This is a genomic window from Collinsella aerofaciens ATCC 25986, from assembly GCF_964259375.1.
GTDB classification, from domain to species: domain Bacteria; phylum Actinomycetota; class Coriobacteriia; order Coriobacteriales; family Coriobacteriaceae; genus Collinsella; species Collinsella aerofaciens_BO.
In genome coordinates this window covers 90,435-108,263 of record NZ_CAXVJM010000006.1, presented here as the reverse complement: position 1 = coordinate 108,263, position 17,829 = coordinate 90,435, and the positions used below count along the sequence as shown (strand labels likewise).

Annotated in this window: 17 protein-coding genes; all 17 read right to left on the bottom strand. The window is 61.2% G+C overall.

Translation table 11 applies throughout. The annotated features are described in order from the left end of the window. Positions 1 to 5 precede the first annotated feature (5 nt). The 17 genes from ACEXKH_RS04200 to ACEXKH_RS04120 all read right to left on the bottom strand — a co-directional run bounded on the left by ACEXKH_RS04200 (position 6) and on the right by ACEXKH_RS04120 (position 17,754). Positions 6 to 749 carry an L-threonylcarbamoyladenylate synthase gene (locus ACEXKH_RS04200; RefSeq protein ID WP_349090487.1) on the bottom strand — a complete coding sequence of 248 codons (744 nt, stop codon included), beginning with the start codon at positions 747 to 749 and terminating at the stop codon, positions 6 to 8. A 134-nt stretch (positions 750 to 883) separates the two neighbouring features. Further along, positions 884 to 1,375: a type II toxin-antitoxin system HicB family antitoxin gene (locus ACEXKH_RS04195; protein ID WP_346978691.1), complete on the bottom strand. Its 492-nt coding sequence runs from the start codon at positions 1,373 to 1,375 to the stop codon at positions 884 to 886. Beyond that, entirely contained in the window at positions 1,342 to 1,527 is a 186-nt protein-coding gene (locus tag ACEXKH_RS04190; RefSeq protein WP_368156890.1) for a type II toxin-antitoxin system HicA family toxin, read from the bottom strand. The genes ACEXKH_RS04195 and ACEXKH_RS04190 overlap by 34 nt, the downstream gene beginning before the upstream one ends. A 68-nt stretch (positions 1,528 to 1,595) precedes the next feature. Then, positions 1,596 to 2,855, bottom strand: coding sequence for a N5-glutamine methyltransferase family protein (locus ACEXKH_RS04185; protein WP_373573199.1), 1,260 nt, complete (start codon positions 2,853 to 2,855; stop codon positions 1,596 to 1,598). Between the two features lie 139 nt (positions 2,856 to 2,994). Beyond that, positions 2,995 to 3,243: a hypothetical protein gene (locus ACEXKH_RS04180; protein WP_373573198.1), complete on the bottom strand. Its 249-nt coding sequence runs from the start codon at positions 3,241 to 3,243 to the stop codon at positions 2,995 to 2,997. A 409-nt stretch (positions 3,244 to 3,652) separates the two neighbouring features. Then, entirely contained in the window at positions 3,653 to 4,720 is a 1,068-nt protein-coding gene (gene prfA / locus ACEXKH_RS04175) for a peptide chain release factor 1 (protein WP_055252487.1), read from the bottom strand. A 291-nt stretch (positions 4,721 to 5,011) separates the two neighbouring features. Beyond that, a complete protein-coding gene (locus ACEXKH_RS04170) occupies positions 5,012 to 6,427 on the bottom strand; it encodes a M20/M25/M40 family metallo-hydrolase (RefSeq protein WP_373573197.1) in 1,416 nt (471 codons plus the stop codon). Between the two features lie 72 nt (positions 6,428 to 6,499). Continuing rightward, on the bottom strand, positions 6,500 to 7,285 hold the full coding sequence (locus tag ACEXKH_RS04165; protein ID WP_152078646.1) for an amino acid ABC transporter ATP-binding protein: 786 nt from the start codon (positions 7,283 to 7,285) through the stop codon (positions 6,500 to 6,502). A gap of 22 nt (positions 7,286 to 7,307) precedes the next feature. Continuing rightward, positions 7,308 to 8,456 (bottom strand): amino acid ABC transporter permease, encoded by a 1,149-nt coding sequence (locus ACEXKH_RS04160; RefSeq protein ID WP_373573196.1) that lies wholly within the window; start codon positions 8,454 to 8,456, stop codon positions 7,308 to 7,310. A 9-nt stretch (positions 8,457 to 8,465) separates the two neighbouring features. After that, positions 8,466 to 9,392: a transporter substrate-binding domain-containing protein gene (locus tag ACEXKH_RS04155; protein ID WP_225094001.1), complete on the bottom strand. Its 927-nt coding sequence runs from the start codon at positions 9,390 to 9,392 to the stop codon at positions 8,466 to 8,468. 294 nt (positions 9,393 to 9,686) lie between these two features. Further along, positions 9,687 to 10,580 (bottom strand): aldose 1-epimerase family protein, encoded by an 894-nt coding sequence (locus ACEXKH_RS04150; RefSeq protein WP_373573195.1) that lies wholly within the window; start codon positions 10,578 to 10,580, stop codon positions 9,687 to 9,689. Between the two features lie 79 nt (positions 10,581 to 10,659). Next, positions 10,660 to 11,529 carry a hypothetical protein gene (locus tag ACEXKH_RS04145; protein WP_373573194.1) on the bottom strand — a complete coding sequence of 290 codons (870 nt, stop codon included), beginning with the start codon at positions 11,527 to 11,529 and terminating at the stop codon, positions 10,660 to 10,662. Between the two features lie 114 nt (positions 11,530 to 11,643). Then, entirely contained in the window at positions 11,644 to 12,960 is a 1,317-nt protein-coding gene (locus ACEXKH_RS04140) for an ATP-binding protein (RefSeq protein ID WP_373573193.1), read from the bottom strand. Positions 12,961 to 13,061: 101 nt separating this feature from the next. After that, positions 13,062 to 13,973, bottom strand: coding sequence for a MerR family transcriptional regulator (locus ACEXKH_RS04135; protein ID WP_373573192.1), 912 nt, complete (start codon positions 13,971 to 13,973; stop codon positions 13,062 to 13,064). 80 nt (positions 13,974 to 14,053) lie between these two features. After that, complete coding sequence (locus ACEXKH_RS04130) at positions 14,054 to 14,632, bottom strand: UbiX family flavin prenyltransferase (protein ID WP_373573191.1); 579 nt, start codon at positions 14,630 to 14,632, stop codon at positions 14,054 to 14,056. Between the two features lie 33 nt (positions 14,633 to 14,665). Further along, positions 14,666 to 16,153, bottom strand: coding sequence for a UbiD family decarboxylase (locus tag ACEXKH_RS04125; RefSeq protein ID WP_373573190.1), 1,488 nt, complete (start codon positions 16,151 to 16,153; stop codon positions 14,666 to 14,668). 143 nt (positions 16,154 to 16,296) lie between these two features. Further along, on the bottom strand, positions 16,297 to 17,754 hold the full coding sequence (locus ACEXKH_RS04120) for an SLC13 family permease (RefSeq protein WP_373573189.1): 1,458 nt from the start codon (positions 17,752 to 17,754) through the stop codon (positions 16,297 to 16,299). Positions 17,755 to 17,829 lie beyond the last annotated feature (75 nt).

Sequence of the window (17,829 nt, the reverse complement as noted above, 5' to 3'; positions counted from 1 at the left end):
CCTTTCTATTGCATCGGGTCGGACAGGACCCGCTCGATCTCTGATGCGGGGAGCGCGCCTTGGCGCAGGATCTGGAGCTCGCCGCGCTGAAACGACACGATGGTTGAGGCGTCGCGACACGGGGTCTCACCTGCATCGACAGCCACATCGACCCCCTCCAGGATGCGCTCCTCCACCGTGACAAAACTTGCCGGCGCGGGCGCGCCGTGCGTGTTGGCGCTGGTGCAGGCAAGAGGGCTGCCGCAGGCGCGGATGAGCGCCTGAACCACGGGCGAGGCCGAAGCGCGAAGTGCCACCGTGTCGTCGGCGGCGCGCATAAAGGTCGGCACGCAGGGGGCCGCCTTGACCACGATAGTCAGGGCGCCCGGCCAGCATCGTCGGGCGAGCACGCGGGCCTCGTTAGGGATATCCACGCCATAGCGGTCGAGTGCCTCGGCATCATCGACCAGCCAGGCAACCGTTTGGGTGAGCTCGCGCTGCTTGAGGGTAAAGATGCGACGATATCCGGTACCGAGGGCGGGGGCCGCGGCGCCGTTGACGGTGGCCTGCGGATCGCGCGGCCACGGCAGAGGTTCACTTGTATCTTGTGGAACGGCATCCGAGAAGGCGTTGACCGCCACGGCGACACCGTAGACCGTCTCGGTTGGAATAAGCGCCAGGCCACCGCGACCGAGTAGCTCGGCCGTGCGCTCGACTGCAAGCCGATGCGGCTCGCGCGCTCCCTCGTATACCCGATAGACCGTCTGCATGTGTATGCCAGCCCCTTACGCTCTGGTGCAAGTTTGTTTACTGTGGGGCATTCTCGCACGAAACGTTCAACCTATTTGCCCAGAGCGCATGTTGGTTTGGTGAGCGGCTCTAGTAGTCGGTGAAAGTGAGGGGGTTATTGGACAGCTACGAACTTCTTTGGTCTTCCGGCGTGACGTTCTTGGGCGGCGTAACGTTCGATGCTGTCTATCGTTATCATCCGACGACCGTCGACGAGTTCAACATCGAGCTTTCCGGCTTTGACCAGCGCGGTGATCCGCGGAGCGGAGACTTTGAGGTCCAGTGCTGCGTCTTTAAATGTGCGGCACGCCGCTTCCCGAGCGCCCTCGTGGTCGATTTCGACTGAAAGGGCCACGACCTCGGCCGAGCGTTCGTACCCTGCCGGAGTCAAACCGTTGTTGAGATCGTCGGCCAAAAACGCCATCAGCGCCTCGGTGGCATGGGCAATCGCTTCTTCGCGCGTATCGCCATCGGCAAAGGCGCCGGGAATCTGCGGGAAGCTGGCGCAGTAACCGTCGTCTTCTTTTATGAGAACGCAGTCATAGGTAAATCGCTGCCTCATTTTGCCTCCAACTACCATCCAGCTTGGCGACGAATACTTGCCCACGTGCCCTTCTTTGGTCGATCACCACCAGAGCCGTTCACGGTGACAGCACGGTCACCAGAAACATACTTAGCATGACTACCGACTTGCGCGACCTTCACGAATCCATCGTGCTTGAGTAGGGCAATGATTTCCCGAAAGGTAGGAGGTTGCATGGGCCGACCTCTTTCAGCCGTCCTAATTATAAACTACTTTATAATTTTTGCTAACCAGTTAATAAATATTACTGGCGCTGTTTGGGCTCGGTGACGATGGCTCGGACGATGCGGGGGCGATCGGTGAGGTCGTGGACGATGCGCACGTCCGACAGACCCGCTTGACGACAGAGCTCGGCCGCAGCGTCGAGCGCGCCCTCGTAGAGCTCGCAGGCAAACAGGCCGCCGGCGCGCAGCATGTAGGGCGCCGCGTTGAGCAGACGGCGGAAGATATCGAGGCCGTCGGCGCCGCCCTCGAGCGCCAGGTCGGGCTCAAAGTCCTTGACCTCGCGCGGCAGTGAGCGCATGACATCGGTGGGGATGTAGGGCGGGTTGGAGACGAGTACGTCAAAGGTGCCCCACTCTTCGCGGGGAATGGAGCTCACCAGGTTCGTGAGGCTAAAGGCGACCTCGTCGGACGTGAGGCCAAGCGCATCGCGGTTTTTGGTAGCAAGGTCGATGGCGCGCGGCTCGATATCGGTAGCAGTGCAGGTGACGTGGCCGCGACGCTCCCAGGCAAGCGAGAGCGAGATGCAGCCCGTGCCGCAGCCGACCTCGAGAACGCGGGCAGTGCGGGGCTCGGCTGGGGCAGGTACGTTGGCCTCGGCGGCATCTTGCACGAGAGTCGTCTGTTGGTCGTTGCCCTCAATGGCGATGCCGTATTCGTCGAGCTCGGGCTCGGGGGTTTCCATGGCCTCTACTTCTGCCGCCTGCGCGGCGGCTTCCTCGGCCTCGCGATCGGCAAGCTCCTCGGCATAGGCGCGGCTACCGAGCACGTCGCTACCCAGCGCAGCCTCATCGGCGGCCGTCAGGTTGGCGGCACGGCGCTCGGCGGTCGCGCGTTCGTCGGCCAGCGCCGCCTCGGCTTTGCGAGCCTGCTCGACCTCATCGTTCCAAGGCAGCTCCACGCGCTGGCGGGCGGCGGCCTCGGGGCTCAGCACCTCGGCATCCAGGTAGTTGAGGACTTCTTCGACGAGCATCTCGGTCTCGGGGCGCGGGATGAGCACGCCGGGGGCGCACGCAACATCGACCATGCGAAACTGCGTGCTACCGGTGATGTACTGCAGCGGCTCGCCCTTCGCGCGACGGACGACCGCCGCGTGCATGGTCTCGAGCTGCGCCGCGTCGAGCGTCTCGTCCATGCGCATATACAAGTCGATACGCGCCAGGCCCGTTGCCGCGCACAGCAGCCACTCGGCAGAAAGACGGGGGTGTTCCTCGCCGCGCTCGGCCAGGTACTCCTTGGTCCACTCGAGACAACGCTTGATGGTCCAGATCTCGTTTGCCATGGGGTCCTCCCCTCTTAAGCGCCGGGCGGCGCACGAATGTCGGAGCAGATTGTACGCGAGGCCAGCGCTTGGCAAGGGACGATTGAAGGCGATTATCGAGAATCAGCCCAGAATTTTGCACCGGGCTCGCTCAAAGTGTTCATTCGCCGACGTCCATATCTGCATCCGTCAAGCTTTTGGCAAGGTTGCCCCAAAACTGACCAATATCTAACCAAATACTTGCCACATCGCTTGACGCGCGACGCATCAAAAATCGCCCCGCGACTTCTTGAACGATTTTTCGAGCATTATTTTTAAAAATGATAAGTAAATTTAAGCAGGTAAACAACTTAATTGCTATTAAAGAAGATTGAATAAACTCACAAAGCAATGTGCCCGACCTAGTCATTGGGGACGTTCTTAAACGACTAGCTGTCAGGGACAGTCTTCGCAGCCAGCCACAAAGAACCGTCCCCATCTGCCAGCCTTTAGGGACAGTCCCCAACTGCCGGCACAAAAGGAGCGTCCCCAAGTGCCAAGTGCCGCAAGAATGTCCCTTTTGACTAGTCATTTAAGAACGTCCCCAATGACTACCCAAGAGAACGCCGCAGGTAGAAAGCGGACAGCGAGCGACGTCCAGAGCGAACAAGTTGGCATGAAAAAGGCAAGGCATAGACCTTCTGGTCATGCCTTGCCTTTTGAATGACAAATTGTCGCTCTGGGCGGCGCGCAGCGTCAGCTGGTCCGCCGTTCGTTAGAACGGCGGAACCTAAGGGCGCAGCGTCGAGCCGTTACGGCGTTTGGTAAAACGCCGTAACTTAAACTGCTTGTGCCAGCTTCTCGGCTCGCTCGGCGGCGGCAAGCGCCTCGATGACGGTGCCAAGTTGATCGCCCAGAAGGACGCCGTTGTAGGTGGAGTTGAAACCGATACGGTGGTCGGTCACGCGGTCCTGAGGCTGGTTGTAAGTACGAATCTTCTCGGAACGGTTGCCGTGGCCAATCTGGCTCTGGCGCTCGGCGCCGAGTTCGGCCTGCTGCTTCTCGAGCTCCATCTCGTATAGACGGGCGCGCAGCATCTGCATGCAGACCTCACGGTTCTGAATCTGGGAGCGCTGCTCCTGCGACTGCACCACGGTGTTGGTGGGCAGGTGGGTGATGCGCACGGCGGAATAAGTGGTGTTAACGCACTGACCGCCAGGGCCGGAGGCGCAGTAGGTGTCGATGCGCAGGTCGGACTGGTTAATCTGGACGTCGATCTCCTCGGCCTCGGGAAGTACGGCTACGGTTGCCGTGGAGGTCTGGATGCGACCCTGGGATTCGGTCTTGGGAACGCGCTGGACACGGTGCACGCCGGACTCGAACTTCATGACGGAGTAGACGCGGTCGCCCTCGACCTTGAACTCAATGGACTTAAAGCCGCCGGCCTCGCTGGGGCTGGAATCGAGCACGGTGGTCTTCCAGCCGCGCGACTCGCAGAAGCGCTGATACATCTTGTACAGATCGCCGGCAAAGATGGCCGCCTCGTCACCGCCGGCGGCGGAGCGGATCTCGACGATGGTGTTCTTGTCGTCGTTGGGGTCGCTCGGGATGAGCATGTACTTGATGTCTTCCTCGAGCTGGGGAAGCTTGGCCTCGTTTTCGGAGATGTCCATCTGGAGCATCTCCTTCTCGTCGGCATCGGTGGTATCGTGGAGCATTTCCTTGGCAGCCTCGATGTCATCGAGCGCGCCGATGTACTCGCGCGAGGCGGCAATGAGGTCGGACTGGTGCGCGTACTCCTTGTTGAGACGCGTGAACTCCTTGATATCGGAGGCGACGGCCGGGTCGGACAGCTTCTTCTCGAGCTCCTCGTAGGCCTTGATGATCTTTTCGAGCTTGTCGCGCATGGCAGGACTCCTTTATATGCGTGAAGGTGAAAATCGGCAGAGTTGATGGGGCGCATGGCGCCACTGCGGGGGTAAGCCCAGCTAGAACATGTCGATCTTCAGATACATGCGCATCCCTTCGCGTGTGGGGTACATAGTTGCGGTCTAACCCATACATGATAGCGTGCGCAGACAAACCTGCATATAACCCGCACGGAATGAGTGGACGTAGCCGTTGGGGACGTTCATTAACGACCGGTCGTTTAAGAACGTCCCCAACGGCTAACAAAGGGACTGTCGCTTTGTCACATTCTAGAGCGTTTGGAGTAGAGCGACGAGGAAGCGGATGCCCTGGAGGTAGGCGCGGCGGGTGATGCGCTCGTCGGTGCCGTGGACGCCGCGATCACACTCGTCGTCATCAACCACAAAGGCCGAGAAGCGAATGCACTCAGGGCAAATGTGCTGGTAGTTGGCAGCGTCGGTCGCACCGATCACGGTCGAGGGCACAATTGCCACTGGCTCGAATGATCCGTTTTCCTCCGTCCCCTTTGGATCACGGAAATAGTGGGCGGCGATGGAGCGAACCGCCTCGAGGCCGGGACCACCGATGCGCGGGGACGGCGAGGGCTCGGAGCTGCCGGGGCCCAGCTCCACTTCGACACGGTCGGCGAGCCCCGCCTCGGCAACGGCGACGCGGCAGCGGGCCACGACATCGGCCACGCTCGTGCCCTCGAGCATGCGGAAATTGATATTGGCCCACATATCCTGCGGCATCACGTTAGCACCGGTGCTACCGCCCTCGATTTGGGTCGGTGCACAGGTGGTGGTCACGAGCGGATAGAGCTTCTTGCTGGCGAGGCACTCGCGCACGATGACGTCCTTGTTGGAGGCGATCTCGTCGGCCGTGTAGAGCCCCAGCTCGACGAGCTGGGCGGCAAGCAGATCCGTGACGCGCGTCGGCCATTCGATATCGCAGATTGCGGCGATGGCGCGGCTCAGCACCTCGAGCGAGGTGCCACCGTAGGGGTTGGAGGAATGCCCGCCCTCGCTACGCGTCCTCAACACGATATCGGCGTAGCCCTTCTCCGCGAGATCGGCATGCATAAGCCAGCCCTCGCCTGCGCCGTACTCGGCAGCCGGAACGATGCGGTAGTCGCCCTCGTCGATCAGGTACTCAAGCTCAATGCCGCGCTCCTCGAGCGCACGACCGATGGCGCCTGCTCCGTACTGCGTCGTCTCCTCGTCCTGGCCAAAGGCCAGGAGCAGCGTGCGCTCGTGCTGGCAACCGTGCGCTAGCGCATACTCGACCGCCTCGAGAATGCCTGCGACCTGATCCTTCATGTCGATCGCGCCGCGGCCCCAGATGTAGGTGTCGTCCACGTGCCCGCTAAAGGGGGCATGTGTCCAGTCGGCCTCGGTACCCGGCACCACGGGGACCACGTCCATGTGGCCCATGAGCATGACGGGTTTGAGGGCGGGGTCGGAACCGCCAAGCGTCACCAGCAGCGAATGATCGATAAGCTCGACCTCGCCCGCCGCAAACACGCGCGGCCAGGCCTGCTGCATATAGGCGCGCAGCTCGTCGAACGGCTGCCAATCCACCGCCTCAGCATCCATGCTCGAAATGGTTGGAAACGACAGCACGCGGCCCAAGCGCTCGCACGCGCCGGCCTCGTCTATATCGGCAAAATCGTCCTCATGCGCAAAGAAGCGCCAAACCTCGGCCATGACATCCTTTCGATTGTGACGACAAAGGCCGCCCCACGGGAGCGGCCCTGCCACGCAAGCGTTTGCGGTCGGTTATTTGTCCTCGAGATAGCGAGAGAGGAACTCGCGAGTGCGCTGGTGTTTGGGGTTGCCGAAGAGCTCGGCCGGCGCGGCGTCCTCGAGCACCACGCCCTTGTCCATAAAGACCACGCGGTCGGACACGGTTCGGGCAAAGGCCATCTCGTGCGTGACGACGACCATGGTCATGCCGTCGGCCGCAAGCTTGCGCATGACCTCGAGCACCTCGCCCACGATCTCGGGGTCGAGTGCGGAAGTCGGCTCGTCGAACAGCATGATCTGCGGATTCATGCACAGGGCGCGGGCGATGGCCACGCGCTGCTTTTGGCCACCGGACAGGCGACCCACGGCGGCGTGCGCGAACTTTTCGAGCCCCACGCTCGTCAGATGCTCCATCGCGACCTTCTCGGCCTCGGCCTTGCTCATCTTTTTGAGCGTGACGGGCGCGAGCGTGCAGTTGTCGAGCACATCCATGTTGTTGAACAGGTTAAAGCCCTGGAACACCATGCCGATGTCCTCGCGCAGCTTGTTGATGTTGCAGCGCTCGGCCGTAAGGTCCTGGCCGTGGAACCAGATGTGGCCCGCGTCCGGGGTCTCGAGCAGGTTGAGGCAGCGCAGGAAGGTCGACTTGCCCGAGCCCGAGGCGCCGATAATGGTGACGACCTCGCCGGGGTTAACGGACAGGTCGATGCCCTTGAGCACCTCGAGCGAGCCGAAGCTCTTGCGCAGGCCCTCGACGCGGATGAGCGGCCCATTGGTCTGTGCGGCGGCCGCGGTGCCGGTAGTGGCGGTATCTGCCATGATGATTCTCCTCGTCTTGAGCCTAGTTGGAGCTGGGCAGCGTTGCCGGGGCCTCGGCGCCAAGCTTTTTGCCAAAGGCTTCGAGCAGGCGGCTCGCCACGAGCGTCAGGATCAGGTAGACCACGAGCGCCACGCAGTAGACCTCCATCTGGCGGTAGTACACGCCGGCGACGGTGGTGGTGGCGTACATAAGGTCGAACACGCCGATGACCGAAAGCACCGACGAGTCCTTGATGTTGATGATGAGCTCGTTGGTGAGCGCCGGAATCGCGTTTTTAATGCCCTGGGGGAACACGACCTTGCGCATAGCCTGCCACTGCGACAGACCCAGCGAGCGCGCCGCCTCGGCCTGGCCGGCGTCGATAGACTCGATGCCGCCACGCAGAACTTCCATCATGTAGGCGGTAGAGTTGAGCGAGATGGTGACGAGGCCAGCGGTGAAGGTACTCCAGATCTGGTTGGCCTGGGCGGTCTCGAAGCCCATGCCGCGCAAAACGGTGAAGCCCGCGTAATAGATGAGCAGGCCCTGGACCATCATGGGCGTGCCGCGCACGATGGTAGAGTAGACGGTCGCAAAGCCGCGGCCGATGCTCTTGAAGAAGCGCGTGAGATCGTTATCCACGCGGTCGAACGTCTGAATACGCAGGAACACAAAGAGCAGCGCCAGGAAAAAGGCGATGACGGTACCGAAGGTCGCAAGTGCGATGGTGATCTCGATGCCGCGGATAAAGAAGTCCCCGCTCTTGTAGGTCATGTAGACCAGGCTCGACAAAAAGTCGCTGGGGTTGGAGTCCGAGACAATGCTCACCTGCACCAGGTCGATAAACGACATGACGCAACGGTCGATAAAGAAGATCGCCGCAATGGCGACCACGACATAGCTGCCCAGGCGCGCGCCGCGACGGAAGCGCTCGGAAGCGAACGGCGACGTTTCGCGATAGTCGTTCCAGTGCATGAGCTTGGTGACGAGCGCCGCCGCCGACACGACGAGCCAGGCCCAAAGAATCGCCCAGAGGCAGTCTTGGAACACGCCCGTAGGCGCCAAGAAGCTCAGCGGCGTGGGGTTGCGTTGGCTAAATGCCAGGCCGAGCGCCGCGATAACGCTCGTGCCTAGGTACACATAACGGTGGTCGGCCTTGATAAAGGAGGCCAGACGATTGATGGCTTTCATGCTGCCTCCCTATGCCGGCTGACGATCGAGGCACGCGTCCCACATTTGGTCGCGTTCCTCCTGGCTAATGCCCTTGAGCGTCTTATCGATGAGCTTAAGCAGTTTGTCCGAGCCCTTGCGGCAGCCGACGTTTGCCGCGACCTCCTGCTTAAAGCCCTCGCCCTCGGCAAAATGAATGGGGACAATGCCCGGGTTTTGGGCCATATAGCCCTTCTCGTTCTCGGTGTTGTAGGTCACGGCGTCACAGGTGCCCTGCAGCAGATTCGAGAACACCGTGGGGACCGAATCGACCGGGTTTTTGTGCACAACGCCCGGGATTTCGTCGATGACGGTATCGAGCATGGTGTCCTTTTGGCCGAGCACCGTGGCACCGCTAAAGTCGCTAAGCTTGGTGGCGTTCTGGTAGGGGGAACCCTCTTTTACGAACAGGCCAAAGTAGCCAATGAAGTACGGGTCGGAAAAGCCGACCGACTCCTCGCGCTCGGGCGTGGCGCTCATACCGGCGATGATGAGGTCGATCTGGCCGTTGTTGAGCGAATCGATGAGGCCCGAGAAGCTCTGCTTGACGGCAACGGGCTCGCCACCGAGGGCCTTGCAGACGATCTTGGCGATCTGCACGTCGTAGCCATCGGCATAGGCGCCCTGCACGTTGTCGATGGGAATGGTGTACTCGCTGGCTTCGGAAACCTGCCAGTTGTACGGGGCGTAGGCCGCCTCCATGCCAATGCGGATCTTGTCCTTGCCGATCACGGAATCGGACAGGTCGTCGCGACCGCCGCCCGTCGTGGGCTGAACCACTTTGAGCGTGGACGGACGCTGACAGCCGGCGAGCGCGCCGGCGACGACGGAAGCGCTCGCAGCGAGAGCACTACCCAAAAAGATGCGACGGCTGCATACCGGCTGTGGATGCGCGTCGCGTTGATGGGGAGAATGCATAATCTGCCTTCCCTGTTGAATCGTACGCTAACGACTTAACAGGATACCGCTCAGCGTTACTTCCAGCAGATGCATATATAAGATGCATATATACAAGTTTACGAACTGAAAACGATTGGTAGTCGTTGGGGACGTTCTTAAACGACTAGTCAAACAAGAACGTCCCCAACGACTAGGCATGAAAAAGGCAAGGCATAGACCTTCTGGTCATGCCTTGCCTTTTGAATGACAAATTGTCGCTCTGGGTGGCGCGCAGCGTCGACCGGCCCGCCGTTCGTCAGAACGGCGGAACCTCTAGAGCAAGGTAACGCTAAAGCTGCGCTTGTCCGTCTCGCCGGGGGCCAAGGTGATGGTGTTGACCTTGTGCTCAAAGACGTCATCCTCGGTGTCCATGGTGGTGTGACCGGTCCAAGGCTCAAGCGCCACAAACGGAGCATCGTTGGCGGCAGACCACACGCCAATGTACTTAAAGCCCTCAAAGTCGATCTTGACGCCGTGCCCCGACTTGCGGCCGCGCAACGTGAGCGTGGAACCCGGGGTATCGGTGAACATGATGGCGTCGTTATCGAAGCTGCGGTGCGTGATGGGCAGCACGTCAGAGTTATCGGGCGCCTTGTAGCTACCCTCGAACGTCATGAGGCCATCGGGCGTGATGATGGGAGCCTCGTTGGTCCAAGCCTCGGTAAACGCCAGCTCGTAATCCTCGAATGCCTCGTCCTCGGCACCGGGGGCGGGCACGTTAAATGCAGGGTGGCCGCCCACCGAGAACGGCAGGTCCACGTCGCCGGTGTTGGTGACGGCAAAGGTCTGGGTAAGCGTGGCGTCGCCGGTCAGGGCATAGGTCATGTTGAGCTTAAAGTGGAACGGAAAGGCCTTGAGCGACTCAGGCGTGTCAGTGATCTCGTAGGTGACGGACGAGCCGTCCTCGGAGACCTCGACCAGCTTGTGCTCGACGATGCGCGCGAGGCCGTGGCGCGGCATCTCGCAGGTGCCGGCTGCAGACGCCGCTGTGTTGTTGCGCAGCGAGCCCACGATGGGGAACAGAATGGGCGCGTGCTTGCCCCAAAAGGCGGGGTCGCCCTGCCACAGATACTCGTTGCCGTTGAGGGCAAGGCTCGTGAGCTGGGCACCCATGGAATCGATGGCCGCGGTGAGGCCGCCGCGCTTGATGGTAGTGACGGTGGACATGCTACTTCCTCCAAAAATAAACAACAGTATCGAGGGCTATTGTCCCACTCTTGGCGGCAAGGAGAAGCGGCAGACACAGTTATTGAGCGATTACGTAAAGGTCGAACCCGCCCTGCGGCGTGCTGTCGACCGTATCGGGCGCCCGCGAGTTAAAGCTCACGGGAACCATGCGCTTTGAGGCGCGGAAGCGCGTGCCATCGGTGGCGACGGGCGGCTCGTCGACCGTGAGCTCGTAGTCGCCGGGCTTGAGTTCGATGCCGTCGCCAGCGGAGTTGACATATTGATACTCGTCAATCGCCTGCCCCCTGAGTGTGCGGCCCACGATGTGGATGAGCATCTGGCTGTCGCCGCGGGCGGTGTCCCATGTCGCACCGTCCTTGACCTCGACCGACACATGCACCGAGCGCGTACGGCTGAGCGATTGCTCGACAGACATCTCGACCTTGGCGGCGTCTTTGCGCTGTTGCTCCACGTGGCTCCAGACATTTCCGATCGCCGAGCAAGCGATGACGCCGGCCATGAAGGCGATGAGGATGGGGCCGAGTGGTGAGCGGCGGGCCGCGTCTTCCTCGCGAGCCAGGTTGGGGCGATGCGTGGGGGCGGGCGCCTGGGCACCCTGCGCGGGCACGTCGAGTATGCTGAAGGATGCCGTGCTGTCGGGGTCGATAGTGTGACGCGGCTGCGGGGTCTTTGCCGGCGAGATGGACATGTCGGCTGGCTCACCCAGTGTGGCCGTGGCATCGGCCTTAGCCTCGTCGGCCTCGGCCTGGGCCCAGGCCTGTTCAAAGGTTAGGGGCTCGGCGGCATCAGAGGCGGCATCAGGCTCGACAGCGGCATCGTTGCCGGTCTCGTCCTCGTCGCTCGACACGTCACGCGGCGCGGGTTCGTCCCACTCCTCGTCCGAAGCCTCGCCCTCGCTATACCACCATTCAAAGTTATCGATATCCATACGGGGCGCCCCTTAGGCCTCGCAAATAAACACTTGCCAGCCTTATACCCCCAGATGGCACGGCGGCTCGCATGGAATGTAACAAAGGGACTATCCCTTTGTCACATTTTGCGTTTAGCCGTGGGCGATCTTGTTTCTCAGCAAGAAGTCGACCGCCCCTACGATTCTGATGCCGTCGATGTCTGTTGGATGCTCACCATCCCTGACGATCAGGATCTTCTCGTACGAATCAGGGATTTTTCCCAGCGTGTTTAGTTTGAGCGGTCGCAGCTCGCGCTCTCTGGTCGCCTCGGCATCGATCCGTTCGGTAACCTGGATATATTTACGGTCCGATCCCTCGCCGATTGCGACAAAGTCGATTTCCCCCGCGCGCAGATGGCCGCAAAACACTTCGTATCCTTCAAAGACAAGCTGGTTGTAGATAACGTTCTCGAGCATCCTTCCGCTATCGCTGCCTCTATATCCGTCAAGATAGCTGCGGATTCCCGTATCGGCTATGTAATATTTACCGCCTGTCTTGAGAAGCTCCCGCCCCTTGACGTCATACCTTTTTACCTTGGTAAACAGGTACGTCTCTTCCAGAGCGTCAATATACGCCGACACCGTCGATGCGTTGGTCTTACCGCCCGCCGATTCGTTGAGCGTCCCTACGATTTTGTTGACCGAGGTTCGATTGGAGATGTTGTCTGCCAGATACGCACAAAGCCGCTCGAGAACGTCGCGCTTGGTGATAGCTCCGCGACCTCTACGCGTCGCGCGCAATAGGATATCGCGCGCGACAATCGTCTGATAGAGGCTGCGGATGTAGTCGCGGCACGCCTCGCGTCTCGGCTCGTCATGAGCCAGAAACGGCATGCCGCCATAGGTTATGTACTGCTCGAGCACGGTGTTTGAATTAAGGCGATCGCCCGTCTTGGAAACGAGCTCGGCCCTCTCGCTAAGCCCTTCGGCGACGACCGCATCAATCGAGCGAAAATCAAGATACTCGCCAAACGTGAGCGGCTGCATCTTGACCTCGATATACCGGCCCGAGATAAGCGTTGCAAGCTCGCTCGATAGCAAAAAGGCATTGGAGCCCGTGACATAGATATCACACGGCAAATCGATTCGGAGCGAGTTAACCGCCTTTTCCCAGCCCTCGACATTCTGGAGCTCGTCAAAGAACAGGTAGGGGCGATCGACACCGTCAACGCGCGCCCGAACCATGCGATAAAACGTCAGGTAATCTGTAATCCCCGCATACTCTAGAGATTCCATCTTAAAGGTCAGCAAACGCTCGGCCGGCACCCCCTGTTGCGCCAGGTGCTCCCTCATCATGTCCAATAACGTGGATTTGCCGCAACGGCGTATACCCGTCACGATTTTGATGAGGTCGGTATCCTGAAAAGCAATGAGTCGATCAAGATAGCGGCTTCGGCGAACGATGTTCATGGAGTCTCCCTAGCGCCCGTCCAGACGTAACATCTTATAAACTTGCATTATTTGCAAGTTTATAAGATGCCACCTTAGAAACTTGCAGATTTTGCAAGTTTCTAAGAAATGGGCGTGGCTGTGACAAAGGGATCGTCCCCTTGTCGCATCTGAAGGGCGACGGGGATTTGGATGCAGCAAAAGTCCTCTTGGTGGGACTCGTCGTAGCTCGTGGTATCGAGGTAGCAAAAGTCGAAGGCGTTGCCAACGGGCTGGAGCGCGTGCTTGTCCATGCAGGCCACGATGGCACGGATGCCTTCGGGCTCGTACGGCATGCCCCAGCGGCTCATGCACAGGTATGTGCCCTCGGGCAGCACTTCGACGCCAATCTTTGCCAGCTCGGCAGCATCGCTCGGCAGCAGCTCCTCGGCACCGCGCGGCAGCACGGCAAAGGAGCCGGCGCCGGCGATGGGGTCGTCCGCATGCAATGCCTCTCGACGCAGCATGGCGCCCCAGCCGCGCATGGGGCGCGTGCCCGTGAGCGCGCGCATCCGCAAGATCGCCCGCATGAGCGTGGGGTGCAGCATCGAGCGGCCGCGCTCGGCATCGCCCGGAAACTCCTCAAAGACCACGTAGCGCCGCTCGAATTGCTTGAGCTCCGGGGTGCCCTCGCGCTCGCGCCAGTATATGGCCTCGTCATAAAAGCTCAGACGCTCCTGCACGCTCGCGCGCTCGGCCTTGAGCCCGGCAATTTGCTCATCGAGTGCCTGCACCCGCGAGCGCAGGTGGTCGGTCATCTCGCCAATATCGAACGTCGAGGTCAGACGGTCGATCTCGTCGAGCTCGAGCCCCAGGTCGCGCAGCATGCAGATCAGGCGCATGAGCGGGATCTGCGTGGGCGAATAGAAGCGGTAGCCCTTTTCGTTTACCACGGCGGGCTTAAACAGACCGATCTTGTCGTAGTAGATGAGCGTTTGGCGCGAAACGTTAAACAAGCTCGCCATCTCGCTAATCGCATACATGCCCGTCTGCATAGGTCCTCCCGACACACCAAAGCCCGCCGCCCACAGGGGCAGCGGGCTCAAACACTACTCGTATCCTACCCTAAAAACGCCTACGACCAGCGCTTATAGTCTGCACATGACACGCCAACGGCCTCGAGTGCCTTGGCGGCGATGTGGTGCACCGCGTCATCGAGCGAGGCGGGGCCATTGTAAAACGTGAGCATGGGCGGCATGAGCATGACGCCCGGCACACGCGCCAGGCGCGCCATGTTGTCGACATGAATGGCGCTGAAGGGCGTCTCGCGCACCATGAGCACCAGGCGGCGCTGCTCTTTCATCTGCACGTCGGCTGCGCGCAGCAACAGGTTCTCGCTGTAGCCGCTCGCGATGCCGGCGAGCGTCTTCATGGAGCAGGGCGCCACGATCATGCCGTCGACCGGATAGGTGCCGCTCGCAATGGCGGCGCCGATGTTTTTGTTGTCGTAAACCACATCGGCGTGCGCGGCAAACTCGTCGAGCGTCATGCCGAGCTCCTGCTCGATGGTGATCTCTCCCCCGCGCGTGACGACAAGCGCCGACTCGGCGCCGGCCCGGCGCAGGCATTCGAGGCACTCAAGGCCCAGCGCGGCACCGCTGGCGCCAGACACGCCAACGACAATGCGACGAGGACGGACAGAAGACTCAGGCATGACAACTCCTTAGTTGCTCGATAGGGCTACTTACTAGAAAGCAAGCTCTGCGGCCCACTTGTCCATGTCGATCTCCATGAACTGCGAACGGATGAAGTTCTTCTTGAGGTTGAACGGAACCGTGCAGTCGAAGATGGCCTTGCAGGCGATGCCGTGCTCGCGGATCGTGGGATCGAACGCGGGGTCGTTGGACGGGTCGAGCACGTGGCAGTGGCAGCCGGGGATGGTGATGAGGTCAACATCGGCCTGGAAGCGCGTAGTCATGGCCCACATCACGTCGCTCATATCGAAGATGTCGACGTCCTCGTCGACCAGGATCACATGCTTGAGCTCGGAGAATGCCGAGAAGGCGAGCATGGCGGCGTTGCGCTGACGGCCCTCGTCATTTTTGCTCGACTTCTTAAACTGCATGATGGCAACGAACTTGCCGCCACCGCAGGGAGCGGCGTGGACGTTGAGCAGGCGGCCCGGGATAGCGGTCTCGACCATCTTGTAGATGGAGGCCTCAGTGGGGATGCCGGCCATGGAGACGTGCTCGTGCGAGGGGCCGATGCAGCTCTCCATGATGGGGTTGGTGCGCGTGGTAACGGCGGTGATCTTGATTACCGGGCAGACCTTGGCGCCGCCGGTGTAGCCGGGGAACTCGGGCATGGCGTAGCCGTGGCCGTTGACGTCCTCGTTGATGGTCTCGTCGTGCATGAGGTAACCCTCGAGCACGTACTCGGCATTGGCGATGCACTTCTGCGGAACGGTGACGCAGTCGGCGAGCTCGACGGCATGGCCGCGCAGGGCGCCGGCGATCTGCAGCTCATTGAAGCCGAGCGGCGTGGTGGGAGCCTCGAAGCCGCAGCACATGTACACGGCGGGGTCCAGGCCGATGGAGATGGAGATGGGCATATCCTCGCCGCGCTGGCAGTACTCGTCAAAGAAAGCGCCCAGGTGACGGCTGCCCGGGGTGATCCACATGGCGAGCTTGTCCTTGTCGACGCAAGAGAAGCGGTGGATGGTCACGTCGGACTGGGAGCCGTCGGGGCTCGTGCCGTAAGCGAGGCCCATGGTGATGTAGGGGCCGCCGTCCACGGGCGTGTTGGTGGGGGCGGGGACGATCTTGCGCAGGTCAAAGCCCTCGTCGGTCGCCTTGTACACGACCTCCTGGCAGTCGACGTGCGCACCCTCGGCAATCTGCTCGGGGGCGATCAGGTTCTCGAAACGCTTGCCGATCTCGAGGCCCAGGTGCTCCTCGTCCAGGTCGAGCAGGGCGGCAACGCGCTTGCGGCTGGCAAGCATGCCGATGCAGACCTTGGCGTCGTCAAAGCCCTTGACGTTGTTGAAGACCATCGCCGGACCCTCTTTGGTCGGGCGCATAACGGTGCCACCGGCACCGACGTGGCGGTAGACGCCCGAGACCTCGGCATCGGGATCGACCTGGGTGTCGGTCTCGAGCAGCTGGCCCGGCATCTCGCGCAAAAAGTCGAGAGCAGAACGCAGATCGTGGATCTGGGAAGCATCGGTAGTGGACATGGCGTGCTCCTTTCGGGGAGAGTGCCCGGCGGCGGTGTGCCGCCGGGCTGGGTAACGTAATGGGGCCGTGGCGCTCATAGACGGAGCACTCGGCCACTCGCGGTTCAAGCGCTCGGCTGCTTACAGCCAAAACGCTCGACCGCTTACATCAGGCCAAAGAGGTGGAACCAGGCGGCCTCGACCAGCACGACGATAAAGACGACCGCGGTGAGGGGAATGCCCATGCGCATGGCCTCTTTGGAGGTGTAGCCGCCGGCGTCCTTGCCTTCGCCGATAAGAATCGGCAGGTTATGGAACGGCAGGATGTAGTGGATGTTGATGGACGTGAAGACGATGAGCGCCACGGCAAGCGGGCTCACGCTGGAGCCGGCCGCGAAGCTGATGAACGCCGGCACGCACACGCCGAGCACGGCCATGACCGAGCCCATGAACATGTGGATGACCATGGAGAGCGCGGCGACAAGCAGGGCGAACAGGAAGATGTTCTCGGGCACGGAGCTGGGGAGTACGACGTCGGCGATCCAGGCGTTCATGCCGGTGGCGCCGCCCACGGAGCCCACGGCCATGGCGGCCGTCAGGAACATGAGGGACTTGATGTCGACAGCGTTCCAGCTGGCGGGAGTGAGGACCTCGCCGATGATGGGCATGGCGAGCGCGACGCCGATGGCAAGTGTCACCCAGCCGATGTAATCGCCCGAGACGGTAAGCCACAGCGCGATGGCAATGACAAGCCACACGATGGTGCGAATCTCCTTGACGGAGAGCTTGCCGAGCGCGGCCTGCTTGGCCACGATCTGCTCGCGATCGTAAACGAGCTCCTTGCTGGGCTTAAAGAGGAAGAGGCCCAGGAACAGGGTGCACAGCAGCGCGACCAGCATGGGCACGCTCATGTACAGGAACCAGTCGATAAAGGACGGGCTCATGCCGCCGGCCTCGACGCTGTACTGCGCAACGAGCGGGTTGAGCGTGGAGTCGCCCGTCAGGAAGAACATGGAACCCGGGGCGGCAGCGGCAAACACGAGAAAGCCGAGCTTACCCTTGTCGTCGTCACCGTAGCCGGCGGACTCGGCGATGACCGAGACGACGGCGAGGATGAGGAAGGCACGGGGGAACGGGTGCGGGATCAGCAGCGACAGCACAAAGGTGAGCGCGAAGATCGAGATGATGAGCGACTTGGCATCGCGCACGAACTTGAGCATAAACGCATAGGCGATGCGCTCGCCCAGGCCCGACTCCTTGACCGCGCTGGCGATGAGGTAGGCGCCGATGACGAGCCACATGGTGGCTTTGGTCCACGAGCTAAACGTGGAGGCGACCGTCGCCGAGATGCTCGCGGCGCCCGTGTCGTCCACGCACACCTTGAACAGAACGAGCAGCGCGCAATAGAGCAGGCCCACAAAGCCCGGCTGTGCCACGCCACACGCCCAGAACACCACCGTGGCGAGCGTCAACGCCAGACAGGTCTGACCGCCGACCGTAAGCTCGACCGTCGAGCTCAGCTCCGCCAAAGGAAGAAACTTCACCAGCAAAAAGACAACGATACCCAGCACAAAGCCAATTTCGCGCTTGGTAATCTTAAACGCCTTCTTTTCCGCTTCCATCTCCCCACCTTTCTTGTTGGGGGCGCTCCGGATTCGTAGCCGCGTTGCCACTTAAAAAGGGGCGCCCGTTATCGG

Excerpts from the sequence above, each read along its gene's own strand:
- prfA (WP_055252487.1), bottom strand. The coding sequence starts at position 4,720 with ATGCGCGACAAGCTCGAAAAGATCATCAAGGCCTACGAGGAGCTCGAG.
- ACEXKH_RS04155 (WP_225094001.1), bottom strand. The coding sequence starts at position 9,392 with ATGCATTCTCCCCATCAACGCGACGCGCATCCACAGCCGGTATGCAGC.
- ACEXKH_RS04165 (WP_152078646.1), bottom strand. The coding sequence starts at position 7,285 with ATGGCAGATACCGCCACTACCGGCACCGCGGCCGCCGCACAGACCAAT.
- ACEXKH_RS04120 (WP_373573189.1), bottom strand. The coding sequence starts at position 17,754 with ATGGAAGCGGAAAAGAAGGCGTTTAAGATTACCAAGCGCGAAATTGGC.
- ACEXKH_RS04180 (WP_373573198.1), bottom strand. The coding sequence starts at position 3,243 with ATGACTAGGTCGGGCACATTGCTTTGTGAGTTTATTCAATCTTCTTTA.
- ACEXKH_RS04200 (WP_349090487.1), bottom strand. The coding sequence starts at position 749 with ATGCAGACGGTCTATCGGGTATACGAGGGAGCGCGCGAGCCGCATCGG.
- ACEXKH_RS04170 (WP_373573197.1), bottom strand. The coding sequence starts at position 6,427 with ATGGCCGAGGTTTGGCGCTTCTTTGCGCATGAGGACGATTTTGCCGAT.
- ACEXKH_RS04160 (WP_373573196.1), bottom strand. The coding sequence starts at position 8,456 with ATGAAAGCCATCAATCGTCTGGCCTCCTTTATCAAGGCCGACCACCGT.
- ACEXKH_RS04190 (WP_368156890.1), bottom strand. The coding sequence starts at position 1,527 with ATGCAACCTCCTACCTTTCGGGAAATCATTGCCCTACTCAAGCACGAT.
- ACEXKH_RS04130 (WP_373573191.1), bottom strand. The coding sequence starts at position 14,632 with ATGCCTGAGTCTTCTGTCCGTCCTCGTCGCATTGTCGTTGGCGTGTCT.
- ACEXKH_RS04140 (WP_373573193.1), bottom strand. The coding sequence starts at position 12,960 with ATGAACATCGTTCGCCGAAGCCGCTATCTTGATCGACTCATTGCTTTT.
- ACEXKH_RS04125 (WP_373573190.1), bottom strand. The coding sequence starts at position 16,153 with ATGTCCACTACCGATGCTTCCCAGATCCACGATCTGCGTTCTGCTCTC.
- ACEXKH_RS04185 (WP_373573199.1), bottom strand. The coding sequence starts at position 2,855 with ATGGCAAACGAGATCTGGACCATCAAGCGTTGTCTCGAGTGGACCAAG.
- ACEXKH_RS04150 (WP_373573195.1), bottom strand. The coding sequence starts at position 10,580 with ATGTCCACCGTCACTACCATCAAGCGCGGCGGCCTCACCGCGGCCATC.
- ACEXKH_RS04145 (WP_373573194.1), bottom strand. The coding sequence starts at position 11,529 with ATGGATATCGATAACTTTGAATGGTGGTATAGCGAGGGCGAGGCTTCG.
- ACEXKH_RS04135 (WP_373573192.1), bottom strand. The coding sequence starts at position 13,973 with ATGCAGACGGGCATGTATGCGATTAGCGAGATGGCGAGCTTGTTTAAC.